The sequence below is a fragment of the Chryseobacterium bernardetii genome (genome assembly GCF_003815975.1).
In the GTDB taxonomy this organism is placed as follows: domain Bacteria; phylum Bacteroidota; class Bacteroidia; order Flavobacteriales; family Weeksellaceae; genus Chryseobacterium; species Chryseobacterium bernardetii.
On the sequence record NZ_CP033932.1, the window covers coordinates 3,689,672 to 3,709,013 of the forward strand.

17 protein-coding genes are annotated in these 19,342 nt (G+C 37.9%); 9 read left to right on the forward strand and 8 right to left on the reverse strand.

What is annotated here, in order from left to right:
* Positions 1-5: 5 nt before the first annotated feature.
* Genes EG339_RS16825 through EG339_RS16835 form a run of 3 tightly spaced genes read right to left on the reverse strand, consistent with a single transcriptional unit; the run spans position 6 to position 2,251 of the window.
* A complete protein-coding gene (locus EG339_RS16825) occupies positions 6-767 on the reverse strand; it encodes an ABC transporter ATP-binding protein (RefSeq protein ID WP_123871109.1) in 762 nt (253 codons plus the stop codon).
* A 16-nt stretch (positions 768-783) separates the two neighbouring features.
* Complete coding sequence (locus EG339_RS16830; protein ID WP_262706867.1) at positions 784-1,548, reverse strand: MlaE family ABC transporter permease; 765 nt, start codon at positions 1,546-1,548, stop codon at positions 784-786.
* A gap of 40 nt (positions 1,549-1,588) precedes the next feature.
* On the reverse strand, positions 1,589-2,251 hold the full coding sequence (locus EG339_RS16835) for a BON domain-containing protein (protein ID WP_123871111.1): 663 nt from the start codon (positions 2,249-2,251) through the stop codon (positions 1,589-1,591).
* Positions 2,252-2,502: 251 nt separating this feature from the next.
* Between EG339_RS16835 and EG339_RS16840 the strand changes: the two genes are divergently transcribed.
* From EG339_RS16840 to EG339_RS16870, 7 genes are all read left to right on the forward strand, one after another.
* Positions 2,503-3,873, forward strand: coding sequence for a L,D-transpeptidase family protein (locus tag EG339_RS16840; RefSeq protein WP_228459000.1), 1,371 nt, complete (start codon positions 2,503-2,505; stop codon positions 3,871-3,873).
* Between the two features lie 4 nt (positions 3,874-3,877).
* On the forward strand, positions 3,878-4,753 hold the full coding sequence (locus EG339_RS16845) for a universal stress protein (protein ID WP_228459001.1): 876 nt from the start codon (positions 3,878-3,880) through the stop codon (positions 4,751-4,753).
* Between the two features lie 121 nt (positions 4,754-4,874).
* Positions 4,875-6,062, forward strand: coding sequence for a PAS domain-containing sensor histidine kinase (locus EG339_RS16850; RefSeq protein ID WP_123871114.1), 1,188 nt, complete (start codon positions 4,875-4,877; stop codon positions 6,060-6,062).
* 13 nt (positions 6,063-6,075) lie between these two features.
* Complete coding sequence (locus EG339_RS16855) at positions 6,076-7,128, forward strand: response regulator (protein ID WP_123871115.1); 1,053 nt, start codon at positions 6,076-6,078, stop codon at positions 7,126-7,128.
* Between the two features lie 81 nt (positions 7,129-7,209).
* Positions 7,210-7,581 carry a hypothetical protein gene (locus EG339_RS16860; RefSeq protein ID WP_123871116.1) on the forward strand — a complete coding sequence of 124 codons (372 nt, stop codon included), beginning with the start codon at positions 7,210-7,212 and terminating at the stop codon, positions 7,579-7,581.
* A gap of 70 nt (positions 7,582-7,651) precedes the next feature.
* A complete protein-coding gene (locus tag EG339_RS16865; RefSeq protein WP_123871117.1) occupies positions 7,652-8,068 on the forward strand; it encodes an Hsp20/alpha crystallin family protein in 417 nt (138 codons plus the stop codon).
* 11 nt (positions 8,069-8,079) lie between these two features.
* Positions 8,080-9,459 carry an MBL fold metallo-hydrolase RNA specificity domain-containing protein gene (locus EG339_RS16870; RefSeq protein ID WP_123871118.1) on the forward strand — a complete coding sequence of 460 codons (1,380 nt, stop codon included), beginning with the start codon at positions 8,080-8,082 and terminating at the stop codon, positions 9,457-9,459.
* Positions 9,460-9,469: 10 nt separating this feature from the next.
* Here the strand turns inward: EG339_RS16870 and EG339_RS16875 are convergent, their stop codons facing one another.
* The 5 genes from EG339_RS16875 to EG339_RS16895 form a co-directional block, all read right to left on the reverse strand.
* Complete coding sequence (locus EG339_RS16875; RefSeq protein ID WP_123871119.1) at positions 9,470-10,765, reverse strand: NRAMP family divalent metal transporter; 1,296 nt, start codon at positions 10,763-10,765, stop codon at positions 9,470-9,472.
* A 191-nt stretch (positions 10,766-10,956) separates the two neighbouring features.
* A complete protein-coding gene (locus EG339_RS16880; protein ID WP_123871120.1) occupies positions 10,957-12,036 on the reverse strand; it encodes an alpha/beta hydrolase in 1,080 nt (359 codons plus the stop codon).
* Positions 12,033-12,416 (reverse strand): hypothetical protein, encoded by a 384-nt coding sequence (locus tag EG339_RS16885; protein ID WP_123871121.1) that lies wholly within the window; start codon positions 12,414-12,416, stop codon positions 12,033-12,035. Before EG339_RS16885 ends, EG339_RS16880 begins: the two co-directional genes overlap by 4 nt.
* A gap of 99 nt (positions 12,417-12,515) precedes the next feature.
* On the reverse strand, positions 12,516-13,295 hold the full coding sequence (locus EG339_RS16890) for a LytR/AlgR family response regulator transcription factor (protein ID WP_123871122.1): 780 nt from the start codon (positions 13,293-13,295) through the stop codon (positions 12,516-12,518).
* Positions 13,292-14,311 carry a sensor histidine kinase gene (locus tag EG339_RS16895; protein WP_123871123.1) on the reverse strand — a complete coding sequence of 340 codons (1,020 nt, stop codon included), beginning with the start codon at positions 14,309-14,311 and terminating at the stop codon, positions 13,292-13,294. Before EG339_RS16895 ends, EG339_RS16890 begins: the two co-directional genes overlap by 4 nt.
* 163 nt (positions 14,312-14,474) lie before the next feature.
* On the opposite strand from EG339_RS16895, the gene EG339_RS16900 reads away from it, so the two are divergent.
* Together EG339_RS16900 and EG339_RS16905 are read left to right on the forward strand one after the other, a co-directional pair.
* On the forward strand, positions 14,475-14,861 hold the full coding sequence (locus tag EG339_RS16900) for a hypothetical protein (protein ID WP_164465350.1): 387 nt from the start codon (positions 14,475-14,477) through the stop codon (positions 14,859-14,861).
* Between the two features lie 135 nt (positions 14,862-14,996).
* Positions 14,997-19,340, forward strand: a complete 4,344-nt coding sequence (locus EG339_RS16905; RefSeq protein WP_123871125.1) for a CusA/CzcA family heavy metal efflux RND transporter — start codon at positions 14,997-14,999, stop codon at positions 19,338-19,340.
* The last annotated feature ends 2 nt before the right edge of the window (positions 19,341-19,342 follow it).

Consider the following 19,342-nt stretch of genomic DNA (forward strand, 5'->3'; position numbering starts at 1 on the left):
TCTGTTTATTTTTGAAAAAATGACTTTATCCAACCGTCTGTACTGTTTTCAATAGATCGATAGGTTCCTTCAGTATTCACTTTTCCATCTTTCAATACAATAATCCGGTCACTGGTATACTTTGCGCATAATAAATCATGGGTTATAATAATAGAGGTAGTATTAAACTTCTGCTTAATGCTGCAGATCAGCTCTATAATTTCTTTGGCAGTAATAGTATCCAGTCCTCCGGTAGGTTCGTCATAGATCATAATTTCGGGTTTTATGATCAGAGCCCTTGCGAGGCCTATTCTTTTGCGCATTCCTCCTGAGAGTTCTGATGGCATTTTATCAATGGCTTCTTCAAGGCCCACATTGCTTAGCGCTTCTGTAATGGCTTTATTTATTTCTTCTTCGCTTAGTTTTTTATTATGATGCTGTAACGTGAATGCTAAATTTTGTCTCACCGTCATAGAATCATATAAGGCTCCGCTTTGAAACAGAAAACCAATTTTTTTCCTCACTTTGTTAAGCTCTTCTTCATTAAGACGGGTTATCGCTTTTCCTGCAATACAGATTTCGCCTTCATCTATTTTGGTAAGGCCTACGAGACATTTTACCGTAACAGACTTTCCCGACCCCGATCTTCCTAATATCACCAGATTTTCTCCTTTTCCAACCCGGAAGCTAATCCCGTTCAATACCTTGTTACTGCCATAAGCTTTACATACATTCTTAAATTCTATAATCGGCTGATTAATATGAGGTATGGTAAATTCACCGTTCATGATTTCATATGTTTCATCACAGTTCAAAAAATAAATCCGCAATCTGTACGGCGAGAAGATCAATAATAAAAATCATCAGAGAAGCTGAAACTACGGCTGTGTTGGCTGCTTTTCCTACACTTTTTGTTCCTCCTTCGGCATTAAAACCATGATAACAGCCTATAATTCCGATAAAAAAGCCGAAAAAAAATGTTTTCAGGGTTGCCGGAAGAAGATCTGCATATTCCAGGGACTCAAAAACATGGGAAAAATAGTGACTGATACTATTGTCTCCGTGAATATTGATTCCTATAAAACCTCCCAGAATGCCTACCAGATCAGCAAAAATTACCAGGATAGGTATCATTAATGTTGTTGCAAGAGTTCTTGTTACCACAAGATAACGGTAAGGATTAATGGCAGAAACCTCCATGGCATCAATCTGTTCGGTAACCTTCATGGATCCAAGCTCGGCACCTATTCCGGATGATACTCTTCCTGCACAGATTAAAGCGGTAATAACCGGGGCAATTTCTCTTATTAATGAAAGAGAAACCATGCCTGGTATCCAGGATTCCGCTCCAAATCTGGACATTGCCGGACGTGACTGAATGGTAAGTACCAGCCCCATAATAAAAGCGGTTACTGTTACCAGGGGCAATGACTGGTATCCCACAACAAAACATTGTCTGGTAAACTCTTTATATTCAAAACCGGATTTCAGAATCTCCCTGAAAAACCGGGCAGAGAAAGAGGCAATATTGCCAGCAAGAGCAAAACTTCTTTTAAAAAAAAATTCCACAATATTCTGTTTTAGTTTTTTGATAACCGGAGGCAGCTAATTATAAATTGTATTCATAATCAACTTCCAGTTTGTTTTTTAAATGTTTAATACCAGGAGTTTTCCAGGCAATCCGGCCTGCTTCCTCCTTTTGCTGCCATGAATGGACAGTTCCTGTAAGGGTTACTGTGGTACCAGATACAGAGACTGTTATTTCTCTCTCGTCAACAGCACTTCTTTTCAATGCTTCCTCAACTTTTTTTTTGCTTACCGTATCATTAGTGTCCGGGTTAATTGTAATGTTATTAAAAATACCCTTTATTCCGGGAAGAAACTGTATGGCATTTTCAGTAATCTCCCTTTGGTAATCCCACGGAAGTTCACCGTCCAGGTCTACCCATCCATTTTCTACTTTAACCTTAATCTTATCTTGAGGAATAATTACATTGGAGGTAAAAGCACTGATGATTTCAGCACCAATTTCAACATCTGTTTTTGCCTTTGAGTCAGGAAGTTTTACCTGGATGTTTTCAACCAGTACTTTTACTCCGGCTACATTTCTGGCAGCATTTTCTGCCTGTTTCTTTTTCGCAAAACTATCAACAGTACCGGTTAAAGATACAACTCCATCTGCTGCTGTAACTCCTATTTCTGCCGGGTGGAGCAATGGTTCCCATTTGATGGCTTCCTGAACATCTTTCTGTAATTGTTCGTTTGTTTTCATCTGTAGTTAATTTTATACTTCAAAGTTCAGAAAGACTTCCAGATAAAGGAATGATGACTGTCATTTTGAAAAATGATGTTCATCATATGACGGCTGTGTTTATGATTTTTAAGTTGATTTGTCAAAAAGCAGATTGCTACTGTATCCATATAAGAAAAATAGAGTACAGGATTATATCATTTTTTTATGTGATAAGGGTCATTATTCATTCGGTTATGAATTTGGAACTTTACATTCATAAATTAAGGATCATGAAGACTTTATTGAATTGGATAGCTATTGTTTTCAGTATTACACTGTTCTACGGGCAAGATGTAAATGCTGGCAATCAGATAGCACTTGTATTGAGTAATAAATCTGAACTTCCGGAGCTGAACTTTCCAAAATCTGTAAATCAGTTTTACAGCCAGCATGGTTTTGAATATGCCTGGATCAATCGCTCTGTTAAGAACAGCTTGCTTCAGGATGCAGTTCTTTTACTGAAAGATACCGGTAAAAGGGGATTGTCTTCCAAAGATTACCATGAGCAGAGCCTTACCCCGGAAATTTTAAATACTGTTGCAGACCAAACTAAATATACAGATTCTAAAGAAAATGCTGTAACTGATATTGTAATGACAGATGCACTTATCACTTATATCAATTACCTGCACTTTGGAAAATACAATCCTTTTTATAGTCCGTCTTTTATTGATGCCAATAATATAGAAGGTTTTAAAGCAGCAGAAGTATTGTATCAGGCATTACAGAAAAATGATTTACAAAAAACAATTCTAGATACGCAGCCTGGAATTCAGGAATATGTTGATTTCCAGAATTATTTAAATACAATCTACAGCAATGGTATTAAAAACAGGGAAGAAGAAATCAAAAAGGTAGCTATTAATATGGAGCGTTTGCGCTGGATGGGCGTAAGCAGTGATGCTTATCTGTTGGTGAATATTCCTGCTTATTCTCTGGATTTTGTTCAGAAAGACAAGACACTCCATTATAAGGTGATTGTAGGAAAGCCTTCTACGCCAAGTCCTGTTTTAAAGAGTACAGTTGATTATTTTACAACCGCTCCTGACTGGAAAGTTCCTCAAAATATATTCATAAAAGAGATGCTTCCTAAAATAGTAAAGAACAGCCAGTATCTTGAAGATCATCATTATTCACTGTATGACAGATCGGGGAAGATAATACCTGTTACATCAGCAAATTTGAAACAAGTCTACAGAAACCCCTATCAATATAGTATAAGACAGTCTTCCGGCTGTGATAATGCGCTTGGAGCTGTCGTTTTCAGATTTTCAAATTCTTATGGGGTATACCTTCATGATACCTCTCAGAAACAGTTATTTGAAAAAACTCAGAGGGCCTTAAGCCATGGATGCATCCGTGTAGAGAATGCAGGCGATCTGGCTGCCCAGCTGCTGAAGTACGATGGAGCTGAAGATGAAATCCCACTGATGAAATCTTTTATGGATCGATACGAAAGAAAAGATTTTGTTCTGAAACAGCCGGTTCCCATCAAGATTACATACCTTACCTGCCTTATAAAAAACGGAAAGGCGGTGTTTTATAATGATATTTATAATCTTGATCCTGTTTTGGAAAATAAATTCAATTTTAATAACTAAAATAATGAGAACAATTGTAGTACCCACCGATTTTTCAGAGCCAGCCAGAGCCGCCGCTGAATATGCTCTTCATTTGGCACATGCATTAAAAAGCAATATAGAACTGTGCCATGCCTTCAAGATTCCTGTTGAGGAACCAATGCTCGGGCAGACCGCATGGGCTTTGTATGAATATCCTGTATTAAAGAAAGAATACGAGGATGAAATGAAGAAAGAAGTAAAAAATATTGAAAATACAGAAAAACATTTATGGGGAGATGATTCTTTCCCTTTTCATCCTTCCATCTATTACACATGCGAAACCGGAGATCCCATCCAGTTAATCAATGATACAGCAGCCAGAAACAGAACATTGCTGGTGGTAATGGGAATGAAAGGAGCAAGTAATCTTGCTCGGTTCCTTTTGGGAAGCAACAGCATCAAAATGATTGAACATACAGAATATCCATTACTTCTAATACCATCAGGATATCAGTATAAAGACCTGAAAAAGATTGCATTTGCCACAGATCTGAATAGTCAGGATATCAAAATATCACATGCACTCATCAAATTTGCGAAGTATTTCAATGCTGAACTGCTTATTACCCATATCACAGACACCGCTGTTGACCTTATAGAAAATACATCCTACCAGCATAAGAAAGATACATTTTTTAAAGATCTTGAGGGAAAGATCTGTTACAATTACATCGAAAGCGAGAGCATTGATACAGGATTGAATATTTTAAAAGAGAAAAATATAGATATGCTGGTTATGGGCCATCAGCAGAAAAGTTTTATAGGCAGGCTCATTTCCGGAAGCCATGCAGCCAGACAAGCTCAGGATTTACAGATTCCTTTATTGGTTATTCCTGAAGAGAGCCACATTTATTTCTAGTTTTTTAATAAATATTGATGAAACAGTAATTAAAAAATGTTATTTGCTAATATATTATAGTATTTCATAGAAAATTGATTTAAAATACTTATCTTTAGTAAGGGTAAGTATTTATTTTTTTATGGAAAGTACCAGACTCTTACATGCAATTATAGAAACAGCTATTGACGGTATCATTACCATTGACAGCCGTGGCAGGATTGAAAACTTAAATCCTTCTGCATTAAAGATATTCGGATATAGAGAAGAAGAGTTAATCGGTAAAAATATTTCAGTGCTGATGCCGGAACCAGACCATAGCAGGCATGACGGTTACCTGCTTCGTTATCAGAGTACAGGAGAAAAAAAAATAATTGGTAAGGGCAGAGAAGTGAGAGGGCTTAGGAAAGATGGTACCCAATTCCCATTCAGACTTGCTGTAAGTGAAGTACAGCTGCAGGACAGGGTTATTTATACCGGATTTATCCATGATCTTTCCAAAGAAAAAGAAGCTGAAGAATTCCTTAAAAAATATGCCAGTGAGCTGGAAGATCTTGTTGAGAAGAGAACAAAATCTCTTCAGGAGATGTTAAGTGCTTTGGAAAAGGCAAAAGAAGAAGCAAATCTTTCACTTGAAAAGGAAAAGGAACTTAACCGGATGAAAAGTCGTTTCGTATCTATGGCTTCACATGAATTCCGTACCCCTTTAAGCTCCATGCAGCTTTCTGTTGTTCTTATTGAAAAATACCTTCAGCTTGCTGATCATTCCCAAATCCTGAAACACCTTCATAAAATAAAAAATGCAATCACCGGTCTTAACGGGATTCTTAACGATTTTCTTTCTTTGGAGAAACTGGAAGCAGGTATTGTAACCCCGGATTATCATGAGTTTGATATTATAAGATTCTCTGAAGAGCTTGTGGAAGAAATGCAGCTGATTACCAAAGACAATCAAATTATAATTTATCAGCATACCGGAGTAGAAAACAGGGTGTATCTGGATCAGAACTTACTAAGAAACTGTCTCATGAATCTGATCAGTAATGCTATAAAATATTCCGGGGAAAATACACTTATTGAGTTTTGTACGGAAATCAATAAAGAATATTATCAGTTGACGGTAAAAGACAATGGAATAGGAATTCCTGAAGAAGATCATGCAGGTCTTTTCCAGCCTTTTTTCAGAGCTCATAATATTGGTAATATTCCGGGAACCGGGTTGGGATTAAATATTGTTCTCCGGTATGTTAATCTGATGGATGGAAACATAGATTTTAACAGCGAACCTGGTAAAGGTACTCAGTTTACATTGTCTTTTAAGCGAAAATAAAAGTTCATTATTCATGACAAAAACAAAAATACTAATCATTGAGGATAATGATGATATCCGGGAAAGCACCTCAGAAATTCTGGTGCTGGCTGACTATGAGGTTTTGCAGGCAAAAAACGGTAAACAGGGCGTGGAACTGGCTATTAAATACATTCCTGATATTATATTGTGTGATATTATGATGCCGGAACTGGATGGCTACGGAGTACTGTATCTTTTAAGCAAGAGACAAGATACCTCATTGATCCCTTTTATATTCATTACAGCAAAAGCAGACAGGGCAGAAGTACGTAAGGGAATAGAAATGGGGGCAGACGATTACCTGACTAAGCCATTTGACGATATCGAACTTTTAAATGCCATTGAAAGCAGGCTTAAGAAAAAAGAGCATCAGAAAAAGTTTTATAGCGACAAGTATGACCAGATGAATCACCTGTTTCAATCTGTAAATGGACTGGAAGAGCTGAAAAAATCTTTTGATGGCCGTAAAATAAAAACTCTCAAAAGAAAACAGATTATCTATACAGAAGGCGATACCGCAAATGCAGTGTACCTCATACTTTCCGGATCAGTGAAAACTATAAAAATGACTGAAGATGGAAAAGAGCTGATGACATGTGTATATTATCCTGACGAATATTTTGGAATTACCTCATTGTTTACAGGGAGAGAGTATAAAGAAACAGCCGAAGTACTTGAAGATGCCACTTTATGCTCTATTCCAAGAGAAGTGATGGATCAGTTGGTCTTTAAATATCCTGATGTGGCAGAAAAATTCATTAAAATTCTGGCGCAGAATGTTGTCAACCATGAGCAGCAGCTTCTACATCTTGCTTATTTTTCAGTAAGAAAAAGAATGGCAGAAATCCTCAGTAAATTATACAAGGCCCATTCCGAAACCGGGAATTTCGAAATTTCCAGAGAAAATCTTGCTTCTATGGCGGGTATGGCCATAGAAACAGTGAGCAGGATATTGGGTGACTTTAAAGAAGAAAGTCTTATTGACAGAAATGCAGGCAGAATTACAATTTTGGATATTACCCGATTACAGAAAATGAAAAATTAAAATACAGATCATCTTTAATAATGATTTTGCACACGGTTAGCTTTTTTCTTCTTCAATATATTTGACGAATGAACAGAAGCTATGAAAGTGATCGTATACCATATAAACCAGATTGACAAACAATTTCTTGCTTTAGCCAATCATAAAAGACATAAACTTACCATCATCAGCGTTCCGTTGGATGAAACAACAGTCTATTTTGCCCAGGCAAAGGATGTTGTTATTATTACTGGTGACGACTGCTCTGTTTCGTCTGCTATTCTTAAAAAACTTATTTCACTGGGAGTCAGATATATGATAGCATGGCTTAAAGATTCATTTACAGGTGATTTGCCCGAAATAAAAGATGACAGGTTAGAATGGATATCTGTCAGAAATGCTGATCCGTCTGATGCCTATGAAGTTATCGATATCATTAATAGGTGGCAGAAGAATGATGACGATCACAATTAAACACAATCACTGTCACGGCTTGTGAATACAGCTTATGGTACCTTTGATATCTAATCAAAAAATGGTTATTATGAAAACTTTAGCCCCAAAACAATCTCCGGTAAAACTGTTAACAGAAGAATTCTGGAGTAAAAACGAGATTCTTAACCAACCTGCTAAAATAGAACATTCAGTAAATATCATTGATAAAAACGGGAACTATAAAATACAGGTTAATGCTCCTGGTTTTAAGAAAGAAGATTTTAAGATAAGAGTAGAAAACGGTGTTTTAAAAATTCAGGCGTATACAACAGATAACAAGGAAGAAATTAAAAAAAATTATGTGAGAAAAGAGTTTTTAACCTCTTCTCTTGCAAGAAACTTCAGGCTTCCGGAAGGTATTGATGTCAGTAACATTAAAGCCCGCTATAAAAATGGACGGCTGTATATAAAAATGGGTAAGGCAAATACTGTAAAGCAGACGAATAAAAAAGTAAAGGTCCAGTAAATTATATCAAAATGAAAACGATTACTTTAAAATCGCTTGGCGGCGCAGAAACAGTAACAGGCTCGAAACATTTATTAAAAACTCCTGAACTTACTATATTAATTGACTGTGGCCTGTTTCAGGGACTAAAATACCTCAGAGAGCAAAACTGGTTGCCCTTGAATACCGATGTTTCTGAAATAGATGCCATTATTCTTACCCATGCCCATCTTGATCATTGCGGATATATTCCGCTTATCGTAAAGAACGGATTTAAAGGTAAAATTTACATGACCGGCCCCACCAGGGAACTGGCAAAGCTGATATTACTTGACAGTGCCAAGCTTCAGGAAGAAGATGCAGAAAAAGCCAACCGCCATCATTATACAAGGCATCATCCGGCAAAACCTCTGTATACGGTAAATGATGCAGAAAGATCTTTCAAACAGTTTTTTGTGGTTGATGAAAATGAAGAAATTAAGGTAAGTGATCATATCAGCTGTATGTTTAAGCCCTGCGGACATATTATCGGGGCATGTTCTGTAAAAGTTACCTGCTTTGGAACAACAATAGTTTTCTCAGGGGATATCGGACGAAACCACAGTGCTGTTCTGGCTCCTCCTGATTTTTTTACACAGTCTGATTTTCTGGTGATGGAATCTACCTATGGCGACAGACTGCATGATAATAAAGATTTGTATGATCAGCTGGAGTATTGGATTAATCTGACCGTAAAAGCCAGAGGAAATATAATTATTCCCTGTTTTGCTGTAGGACGGGCTCAGGAGATTATTTATATCCTCCAGGAGCTGAAAGACAGTAATAAAATCCCGGTAAGCATTCCGGTGGTCCTTGATAGTCCTATGGCAGCTTCTGCCACCGAAATTATGGTCAAATACTCAGACTATACATTAGTTGACAGACAGAAATGGACTGACATTGTTGAAAAGATTTACATTACAAAAGATTATACCGAAACTCAGGAAATAATTGCAGAAAAGCAGTCTAAAATTGTTATTGCAGGAAGCGGCATGATAACAGGAGGAAGAGTGCTGGAATACCTGAAACATTACATAGGAGACAGTAGAAATACAGTCCTGATTGTTGGGTTTCAGGCTGAAGGTACAAGAGGTAGGGCATTGCTAAACCAATCTCATGAACTGAAAATGCATGGAAAATACTATGATGTAAAAGCCCATATTGCAGAAATTACGGGATTATCTGCCCATGCAGACCAGTCTGAATTAATAGATTGGGTTAAAAAATATGAAATTCCTCCCAAGCAGATCATGCTTGTTCACGGAGAACCTTCTGCGTTGGAGGCGCTCAGGGTAAAAATTCAGACAGAGCTTAAGGTACCGGTTAAAATTCTTAAAAAAGATGAAGAAATAATTTTAGCACAAGTGGAATAGAAGGAGCTATTTAGATGGTAAACAGCATTGCCACAGAAGCGGTAGCCATAAAGAAAAAGGTGGCCCACAACAAGCTTTTTGAAAGCCACCTGCTTTTAAATTCTCCCATAATGCGTTCGCTTGCTGATATCCGGATAATCAGAAACAGGAGCGGTACAGCTGCTACACCATTGAGAACTGCAGTATATACAAGAGCTTTCACCGGGTTAATGCCAATAAAATTCATACAAAGGCCAATAAGGGTAGAAATGATAATAACCATATAAAAACCTTTTGCTTTTGTAAATTTCAGGTCTAAACTGGCATTCCAGTTGAGAGCTTCTGAAACAGCATAAGATGCCGATCCTGAAAGAACGGGAACAGCAAGTAGCCCAAGGCCGATAATGCCAATAGCAAATATGATTTTGGATATTAATCCGGAATTTGGAAATGACTGAACCAAAGGTTCTAAAGCCTTTGCTGCATCAGCTGCAGTATTAATATCTGTTATATTGGCGTTGTGCAAAACGGTTCCTCCAACCAGGATAATACACCATGTAGTAAATTCAGAGATAACCATGCCTATATTATTATCTTTTCTCATCGCATGAATATGATTCCATCCGATTTTGGGTTTTCCATCTTGAATCAATCCTTTTTTATTTTCTTCTTCCACTTCCTGAGAAGCCTGCCAAAAGAACATATAAGGAGTAATAGTTGTTCCGAACACTCCGGTTATGATGAAAAGAAAGCTGAAAGACAATTCGAAGTGAGGAACAATAGAGGCTTTCAGTATTTCTTGCCAGGGCTGATCCATGATGAATACAGTAAGAGGGTACGCCAGAAGGGATAATGCCAGCCACTTTAGAACTTTTGAATACACTCTATAACTGGTGAATATCTCCAATGTTAATATGCTTATGGTAAAAACAAGCATCAATATGATAATATCAACAGGAATAATTAATTGAGCGGCAGCTGCCATTGCTCCAATATCCGCCCCGATATTAATAGTATTGGCAATTACAACCAATCCTACTGAACCGTATAGTATTTTTTTACTGTAATGATCTTTAATTACTCCTGTAAGTCCCTTACCGGTAACCAGTCCTATTCTTGCACAGGCTTCCTGTACTGCGATCATAAATGGGAGCATATAGAGTGCGGTCCATAGCTGCCCATAACCGAATTGTGCACCTGTCTGAGAGTATGTCGCAATTCCGGAAGGATCATCATCAGCAGCACCAGTTGTTAATCCCGGACCTAATAATCCAAAGAATTTTCTGATTTTCCTGGCTCGGGCTTGAACATAACGTTTGGCAGACATAATAATGCAGATTTGTTTTACAATATACTATTAAAATGACTAATCACCAATACTTTTTGAGCCCTAACCTGCGTAGTATATCAAAAATATAAAAAATAAGAGAGGCTTTTGCCTTCCGGAATAGAACCTCTCTTTATTGTTGATATTTTGTAATTACTTGAGAAAGAATATCGGATACTTTTCTTTCATTTTCAATTACAATAATTGCTTCGGGGATTGGTACTGCTTCCGCAGGAAAACTGATATTTACCTTGCAAATATTTTGGGGCAGGATTATCTGTGACTTCAAGTGGAGCCATTGACTGCCCGTTGTAAGAAGGCATGGTAACCTGTGCCGTTGAGCCATTACCTAAGGCAACATTCTTGGCATTGACATTTCCATTAAAGCTATAATCCATCATGGCGTCCAGAAGACGGTATACACCATAATAATCCAGAGCATCAAAAGCTTTCCGTGAACTTGGCATAGCATGATCAGTGATGTAATTGTATCCGTTAATAGCAGATGATTTAAAATAAATAAAATCTTTTTCAGTAGCAGAGATATTAATGTTTTTAAAGATATCAATTGCCATCCTGTGATCATTTACAGTATCTTCATCATAAACCTGGGTAATCATTTTGGTATTGGCCGGAAAACTCTGCAATTGCTGTTGTGTGGTTAACGGGCTGTTCCAGTTAAAAGAATACCAGGGTGCCATGGTAAAAAGAAAGCGTGCATTTTGCCCCCATCCTTTTTCCGTAAACGCTTTATAGGCAAGATCTATGCTGGCCCCGCCACCAAAAGAATGCCCCATAAAGCCTACTTTCTGGGTATCTATGATGTTGGGATAATCTGTTGCAGCTTTTATAAAACCTTCCCAAAGGGTCTGATAACGGTGATCAACGCTTATATCTACGGTACGGTATGGTACAAATACCACAACATAGCCTTTCTTCGCAATAAAATGATACAGTTCTATATTGTAATCCTTTTCTTCACCGCCAAACGGATGTGAAAAGAATATAGTGGGCCTGGGCGAAGTAATCCCTTTAGGATAGAAAATTGAAACCTGTGTTCCCGTATATTGTGGATTATTAAAATCAATTTCAGCCACTTCATAGTTTCCATCTGCACCATACCCTGATGCAGGTTTTTGTATAGGCCCCTGAAGGCTGCTGGTAAACTTTAATTGCAGAGAAGAGCCCTCCTCGTTATTGCTAATGCCCTGAGAGCATGCTGAAGTGGTAATAAACATAATCATTACCCATGGATAAAATAGTTTTTTCATGGTCTTTTACCTTTAATATTTTGAATCATCTGATCTTTAGCTTCCTGATATTTTTTGTATTGTCCGGCATCCAGAATTTGACTCATGGCATTTGATTTTTCATTCTGTAAAGCTTTCATTTTTTTGAACTTAGAAAGCCTGCCTTCGTTACTCTGAATAATGGGATCATTCTTTTGAGCGTACTGAAGGTTAAGTGCATATACCTGCTCAACCTGTTTAGTGTTTAAAGCAAGCTTCGTCCGCATCCATTCGGTCTGCATTTTTGCCCTCTGTTCGGGAGTAGTCTGTTTGAGGCTCTTACTTTGTGCAGATACTATGAAGGGAGAGCATAGTATAACCGCAGTAAATAGAAGCATCTTCTTTATTGTTTTTACATGCATATTTGATACGTTTTTTAGTTTTTGATGAAGCAAATGTAATGATACAGGTCATTTTTATAGAGGAAAAAAAGGGTCAACCGACTAAATCCGGCGGTGAAATTACTGAGCCATCCATTTTCGGAAAGCTGGTGCTTTTGCTTTACTGATGAGTATTTGTTCCTCCGGAGCAGGATGTATAGTAACGGATAACCTTCCGTTGAAATAATATTCGATAGAATCAATCGCCTTCCTATTGATAATAAACTGGCGGTTGGCACGAAAAAAAAGCTCCGGGTTCAGTTGCTGCTCAAGCAGTTCTAAAGTATATTCTACAATATATTTTTGTCCGTTCTCCAGCTGTGCATATACCATTTCATTGGAAGTTTGAAACCAATAAATTTTAGAGGCTTCAACAGGAATCAGTCTCCCGCAGTAATGGATAAGAAATGTTTTTTTATAACGGTTCCCAGGAGATTGTAGCTGCTGTAATAAGGCAAGCAGTTTTGATTGTTCCAGACCATTATCAGCAGCGGTCAGCGTTATATATTTCAGTAAAGAACGGTTAATTTCTTCCTTATCAAAAGGTTTTAAAATATAACCAATACCATTGTTCCTGAAAGCTTCCAACGCATAACCATCATAAGCTGTCACAAAAATAACAGGTTTCAGGATAAGAATCTGCCGGAATATTTCAAATGAGAGGCCATCCGAGAGATGGATGTCCGAAAATATAAGATCATAGTGATCCGCGTTTGAAGAAAGCCACTGTACTGATTCCCGGACAGTTTGTAAAATAGCTGTAATCTCAAAATCTGAATTGATTTCTTTTAAAATGAACTCCAGATCTCTTGCTGTGGCAGCCTCATCCTCAATAATTACGATGCGAAGTTGTTGGCTCATAATAAAGGTAGTTTTACAGTAAAATACTCTTTTGTTTTGTGAATTTCTATCTCATGTTGCGTTTGCAGCCTGTATCTTTCATTCAGATTAATGAGCCCAAGCCCTGTACCTTCAGTTTCATGAGGTAAAGGCTGAAGATTGTTGCGGACCACAAGGCTGTTGTTTTCATTATAAATATCAATGCACAAAGGCTGTGAGATGGCAGAAATATTATGCTTAACTGCATTTTCAACCAGCGGCTGTAAGGATAAATGTGGAATTTCCCGCTGTAAAATCTCCTGGCTTATGGCAATGTTGATTTGAAAGCTGTTTTCCAGGCGCATGGTAAGCAGTTGGGTATAAGAAGAAAGATGCAGAAGCTCCTGATCGATAGTGACCATATCTTTACCCGAATGTACCAACGTGTACCGGAAAACTTTAGACAGATGTACAATATAAAATTGTGCCTGTTGCGGATTTTCCCGGACAATGGCTGACAGGCTGCTGAGGGTATTGAAAAGAAAATGAGGATTAAGCTGCTCCTGAAGCTGTCTGAGCTGGGCCTGAAGATAAGCTGTCTGCAGCTGCTCATTGATCAGGTCCTTATTTCTGCTTTCCCGCATCAGCAGAATGAGCCGGATAACTACAGCAATCATAATGGTACTGAGTAAAAACCGGGCAAAATATCCTCTGATAATAGTCTCCGGAACATGCACTGCACCGAAAAATATATAATGGATAACACTTCCGGCAATCATAAAAACGGCAATCATGAGAGCATTTGACAGATAGAACCTGATCCATTGTTTGTTTTCTCTGAATACACTGAAAAATCTGTTACGGGAAAGGTTAAAATAAAGCAGCACCAGACAGAATACAAAGTTGAAAAGAAACTGAAAACTATATTCCCAGATATTGAAGTGCCAGTAGCGGGCGATAATTCCATTGGTATTAAGAGCCATAAGCTTCGCCGAATTGACTACTAATGCAATCAATAATGAACTGTAAAAATATATTTTTCTTTCGTTTTTAATCATTTATGCAAAGAAAATAAATATTAGGTTCATTATGATGAAATAAAATGCTGAAACTGCAAAATTAAGATATGAACTGACTGCTTTTCTTAAGAAGACTTTATTTTGGGCATAGCACTTCTTATTTAAAATCATTCTTAATGAAAAATTTTATAATTTTGATAGAGTGAAAAAGCTGATCTCCATATTGTTGTTAACATTGTATTTGGTTTCTACAACCGAACTGTATCAGCTTTTGAAAATGCCGCTTCTTATTGAGCATTATATTCAGCATAAAAACCTGAATCCTGAAATGTCACTTACTGCATTTCTGAAAACTCATTATGATCATCCTGTGAAAGACAGTGACCACGATCAGGACCAGAAATTACCTTTTGTTTCACATGCAAACCTGTTATCTGTGGTTTTCACTATTAATCCTTCCTTAGATTTTCATTGTATAGGGAAAGTATTTAGCCCTATCGAGATCAAAAAGGTCTTTTATAAGAGCGCTCTTTACAATAAAGAAATCCTCAATTCTATCTGGCAGCCGCCAAGATTCTGTCAATCTTAATCTGTTTTCTCAGTCATTTTTTGATTGGGAAGGTATTCTGTTTCCTTATAGGTGTTTACATGAAATGTAGATACTTGGGGTTACGTTTCAGGATACCAGAATTTCATTACAATAATTAAGATAATCAATCATTTTATGCTTACAAAAATCATTGAGTTTTCTGTAAAGAATAAACTCATTATTGCATTGTTGATACTGGGGCTTATCGGAGTTGGTTCTTATCAGGTTACCAGGCTGCCGATAGATGCTGTTCCGGATATTACCAATAATCAGGTACAGGTCATTACGATGGCCCCTTCTTTTGGTGCAACAGATATAGAACGGCTTGTTACCTTTCCTATAGAACAGGCCAACAATAATATTTCAGGATTAAAGGAAATCAGGAGCTTTTCCAGATTTGGACTATCGCTTGTTACCATTGTCTTTGAAGATGATGTTGACATCTACTGGGCCAGGCAGCAGGTTGCTGAAAGGCTCCAGCAGGTACAGGCCGTTATCCCGCAGGGAATAGGAAATCCCCAGCTTGGTCCTATTTCTACAGGACTTGGCGAAATTTTCCAATATGTCGTAAGACCTGAAAAGGGATATGAAAAAAAATACAATATTACAGAGCTTCGTACTATCCAGGATTGGATTGTGAGAAGACAGCTTCTGGGAGTAAAAGGAGTAGCGGAAGTCAGCAGTTTTGGCGGTAAGCTGAAACAGTATGAGATTGCCGTAAATCCAGACAAGCTTAATGCTTATGGAATAACGATCAATGATGTATTTGATGCGTTACAGGCAAATAATCAGAATACCGGAGGTGCCTATATTGAAAAAGGGCCTACCGTTTTATACATCAGAAGTGAAGGGTTGGTAGGAAGTATTGAAGAAATCAACAATATTTCTATTGCAACAAAAACAAATGCTGTTCCTCTGTTCATAAGAGATATTGCTGAGGTGAAACCTGGTTTTGCCACCCGTTATGGAGCCATGACCTTTAATGACCAGGGAGAAGTTTCAGGAGCCGTGGTAATGATGCTTAAAGGTGAAAACAGTAATCAGGTTATAAAAAATGTAAAAGAAAAAATTGCCCAGATTCAGAAAACACTTCCTAAAGGAGTTGTCATAGAACCCTTTCTGGATCGTACCAAAATGGTAAATAATGCTATTGGAACGGTAGAAAAGAACCTTACTGAAGGAGCTTTGATCGTAGTCTTTGTACTGGTCCTGTTTTTAGGTAATGTTCGCGCCGGGCTTCTGGTGGCTTCGGTAATTCCACTGGCTATGCTGTTTGCGATCTGCATGATGAACCTTTTTGGAGTCAGCGGGAACCTTATGAGCCTTGGGGCTTTGGATTTCGGGCTTATTATTGATGGGGCAGTTATTATTGTGGAATCTGTTCTGCATCAGTTTACCCATAATTCAAAATTCAAAAGAGTGTTTTCTGTAGGCAAAACAGAAATGGATGCTTTAGTTACTGATTCTGCCGGAAAGATGATGAACAGTGCTGTTTTTGGACAGATTATTATTCTGATTGTTTATCTGCCAATTCTTACCCTGCAGGGAATTGAAGGGAAAATGTTCAAACCCATGGCACAGACCGTAGCTTTTGCACTGCTTGGAGCATTTTTACTTTCACTGACCTATATTCCGATGATGAGTGCGGTATTGCTGAGAAAAAGAAGTAATAAACCTACTTTATCAGACAAAATGATGAAAAAGGTAGAGAAGATCTATCTTACAGTTTTGCTTAAACTTCTCAGAGTACCTAAAATAGTTTTTGGGGTAGTGGCAGTCTTATTTATAACAGCCGTTTTCATTTTATCCAAAATGGGGGGCGAATTTATTCCTTCCCTTGAAGAAGGAGATTTTGCCGTAGACACAAGAGTGCTTCCGGGAAGTAATTTGACCACAACAATTGAAAGTACCCAAAAAGCGGCACACATTCTCAAATCCCGATTTCCTGAGGTGCAGAAGGTAGTTACAAAGATCGGAAGCGGGGAAGTACCTACTGACCCAATGCCGATGGATGCTTCGGATATGATGCTTATCCTGAAAGATAAAAAAGAATGGACCTCTGCCTCTACTTTTCCCGAATTAGCGGATAAAATGGGGAAACAGCTTCAGGAAGTACCCGGAATTACAGCCAGCTTTCAATATCCTGTGCAGATGCGTTTTAATGAATTGATGACCGGAGCAAGACAGGATGTAGTAGTGAAAATTTTTGGTGATGATCTGGATGTTCTTTCCCAGAATGCTCAGAAACTTGGTAAAATTATAGAAACTGTTGAAGGAACACAGAACCTTTACATCGAACCTATTTCCGGGATGCCTCAGGTAATTATAGAATACAACCGCCCTTTAATTGCCCAGTACCATTTATCTGTTGCAGATATTAACAGAATTGTCAATACGGCATTTGCCGGACAAAGTACAGGGCTGGTTTTTGAAGGTGAAAAACGCTTCGATATGGTAGTACGCCTGGATACCAAAGACCGGAAAAATGTTACCGATATTAAGAATCTTTTGGTTCCCACACCTTTTGGAAATCAGATTCCGCTGTCTCAGCTTGCCAAAGTGGAAGTGAAGAATGGTCCCAACCAGATTCAGAGAGAAAATGCCCAAAGAAGAATTGTCGTAGGTTTTAATATAAAAGACAGGGATGTACAAAGCATTGTTGAAGAGCTGCAGGGAAAAGTAGATCAGAAAATGAAGCTCCCTACGGGTTATTATATGACCTATGGAGGATCTTTTGAGAACCTCAACAATGCCAAACAGCGCCTCATGATTGCGGTTCCTATTGCACTTGCCCTTATTTTTGTAATGCTGTTTTTTGCATTTAAATCTGTAAAAGAAAGCTTGCTTATTTATACTGCAATTCCTCTTTCCATCATTGGAGGAGTATTTTTTCTGGCTCTGAGAGGAATGCCTTTCAGTATCAGTGCCGGAGTAGGATTTATTGCGCTTTTCGGAGTAGCTGTACTGAACGGAATTGTTTTAATATCTGAGTTTAACCGTCTTTACAAAAGCGGAATGAGAAATATTGTAAGAATTGTTATTGACGGAGGAGAATCACGTCTCCGCCCGGTCCTTATGACCGCCTTTGTTGCTTCGCTGGGCTTTATCCCGATGGCATTGAGTAACGGAGCTGGAGCCGAAGTACAGCGGCCACTGGCTACAGTTGTTATCGGAGGATTAATAGTGGCAACTTTCCTTACTCTGTTTGTTTTACCATTGCTTTATGTAAATATTGAAAAAGGAATCAAAATGAAAAAAATGAAAAACAGAAATATAGCTTCCATATTGGTATTTTTATTCTGTTTTATTGGACTTGAAGTAAAATCCCAAACCCCTGTTACTTTGGAGGAAGCCGTTGATGTAGCTTTGAAAAATAACCGGATTATTAAAAATGAAAAATTAAAATCTGAGTATTCAAAGGCACTTATCAGATCAGCATCAGATATTCCTCAGACAGGAGTTACGATGGATTATGGCCAAATCAACAGTGCCCTGACAGATATGAAATTCGGTATTTCTCAGAATATAGCATTTCCTACTGTATATAAAAAACAAAAGAATCTTTATACGGAAGAATGGAAAAAGTCTCTGCTTAATGTTTCCCTTAAAGAATATGAGCTAAAGAAAGCCGTAAGCCTTACTTTTTATAATATTCTCTACTGGAAAGAAAAAGAAAAGCTTCTGCAGGAAACATTAAAGCTGTATACCGACTTTCTGGATAAAGCAAGCATTCGTCTGAAAGCAGGAGAAAGTAATATTTTGGAAAAAACAACTGCTTCCAACCAGAAATCTGCTATTGAAATCCAGCTGAAGCAATTGAATCAGGAGCTTTCAGTTTTGAAATATCAGCTGCAATGGCTTTTGAATACTGAAACAGATTTTGTTCCTGAAGATAAGAAATTATTTAGCGGAGGACTTAAAGAAGAACTGAGTTCACATCCTGTAATCCAGGTATTGCAGCAGCAGAAAAAAGTTTCCGAACAGCAGACAGCTCTTGAAAAAGCAAAGCTGCTTCCGGGACTGCAGCTTGCTTACAATCTTAACAGTTTTAAAGGAACGGGGGCTGATGACAAAGTGTACGGCTCTGCACCACAATTTCATTCCGTACAGCTGGGTGTTTCGGTTCCTGTTTTTTCAGGCGGACAGAAAGCCAGAATTCAGGCTGCTAAAATTGCAGAATCTGTCGCTGAAAATGATATTGCCAATATGGAATTCAACCTGCAGAATCAGCGTAAAAAAGCATCCGGGATTTATCAGGCTAATCTTGACATTGTTTCCCGCTATGAAAGCGCAGAACTTAAAAACGCCGATGTTATCACTGAAACAGCTAAAAAACAGTTTCTTGCCGGAGAGATCAATTACCTCGAATTTGTAATATTGGTCAATCAGGCAGTCACCTTAAAAAACAGCTATACCGATGCAGTCTGGAAACTGAATCAGAGTGCTATAGAATTGGAATATCTTACTTTAAACCCATAATA

Coding starts and splice junctions, on each gene's coding strand:
- EG339_RS16850 (WP_123871114.1), top strand. CDS start 4,875: ATGGAAAGTACCAGACTCTTACATGCAATTATAGAAACAGCTATTGAC.
- EG339_RS16895 (WP_123871123.1), bottom strand. CDS start 14,311: ATGATTAAAAACGAAAGAAAAATATATTTTTACAGTTCATTATTGATT.
- EG339_RS16880 (WP_123871120.1), bottom strand. CDS start 12,036: ATGAAAAAACTATTTTATCCATGGGTAATGATTATGTTTATTACCACT.
- EG339_RS16865 (WP_123871117.1), top strand. CDS start 7,652: ATGAAAACTTTAGCCCCAAAACAATCTCCGGTAAAACTGTTAACAGAA.
- EG339_RS16845 (WP_228459001.1), top strand. CDS start 3,878: ATGAGAACAATTGTAGTACCCACCGATTTTTCAGAGCCAGCCAGAGCC.
- EG339_RS16855 (WP_123871115.1), top strand. CDS start 6,076: ATGACAAAAACAAAAATACTAATCATTGAGGATAATGATGATATCCGG.
- EG339_RS16870 (WP_123871118.1), top strand. CDS start 8,080: ATGAAAACGATTACTTTAAAATCGCTTGGCGGCGCAGAAACAGTAACA.
- EG339_RS16840 (WP_228459000.1), top strand. CDS start 2,503: ATGAAGACTTTATTGAATTGGATAGCTATTGTTTTCAGTATTACACTG.
- EG339_RS16875 (WP_123871119.1), bottom strand. CDS start 10,765: ATGTCTGCCAAACGTTATGTTCAAGCCCGAGCCAGGAAAATCAGAAAA.
- EG339_RS16905 (WP_123871125.1), top strand. CDS start 14,997: ATGCTTACAAAAATCATTGAGTTTTCTGTAAAGAATAAACTCATTATT.
- EG339_RS16860 (WP_123871116.1), top strand. CDS start 7,210: ATGAAAGTGATCGTATACCATATAAACCAGATTGACAAACAATTTCTT.
- EG339_RS16835 (WP_123871111.1), bottom strand. CDS start 2,251: ATGAAAACAAACGAACAATTACAGAAAGATGTTCAGGAAGCCATCAAA.
- EG339_RS16890 (WP_123871122.1), bottom strand. CDS start 13,295: ATGAGCCAACAACTTCGCATCGTAATTATTGAGGATGAGGCTGCCACA.
- EG339_RS16825 (WP_123871109.1), bottom strand. CDS start 767: ATGAACGGTGAATTTACCATACCTCATATTAATCAGCCGATTATAGAA.
- EG339_RS16885 (WP_123871121.1), bottom strand. CDS start 12,416: ATGCATGTAAAAACAATAAAGAAGATGCTTCTATTTACTGCGGTTATA.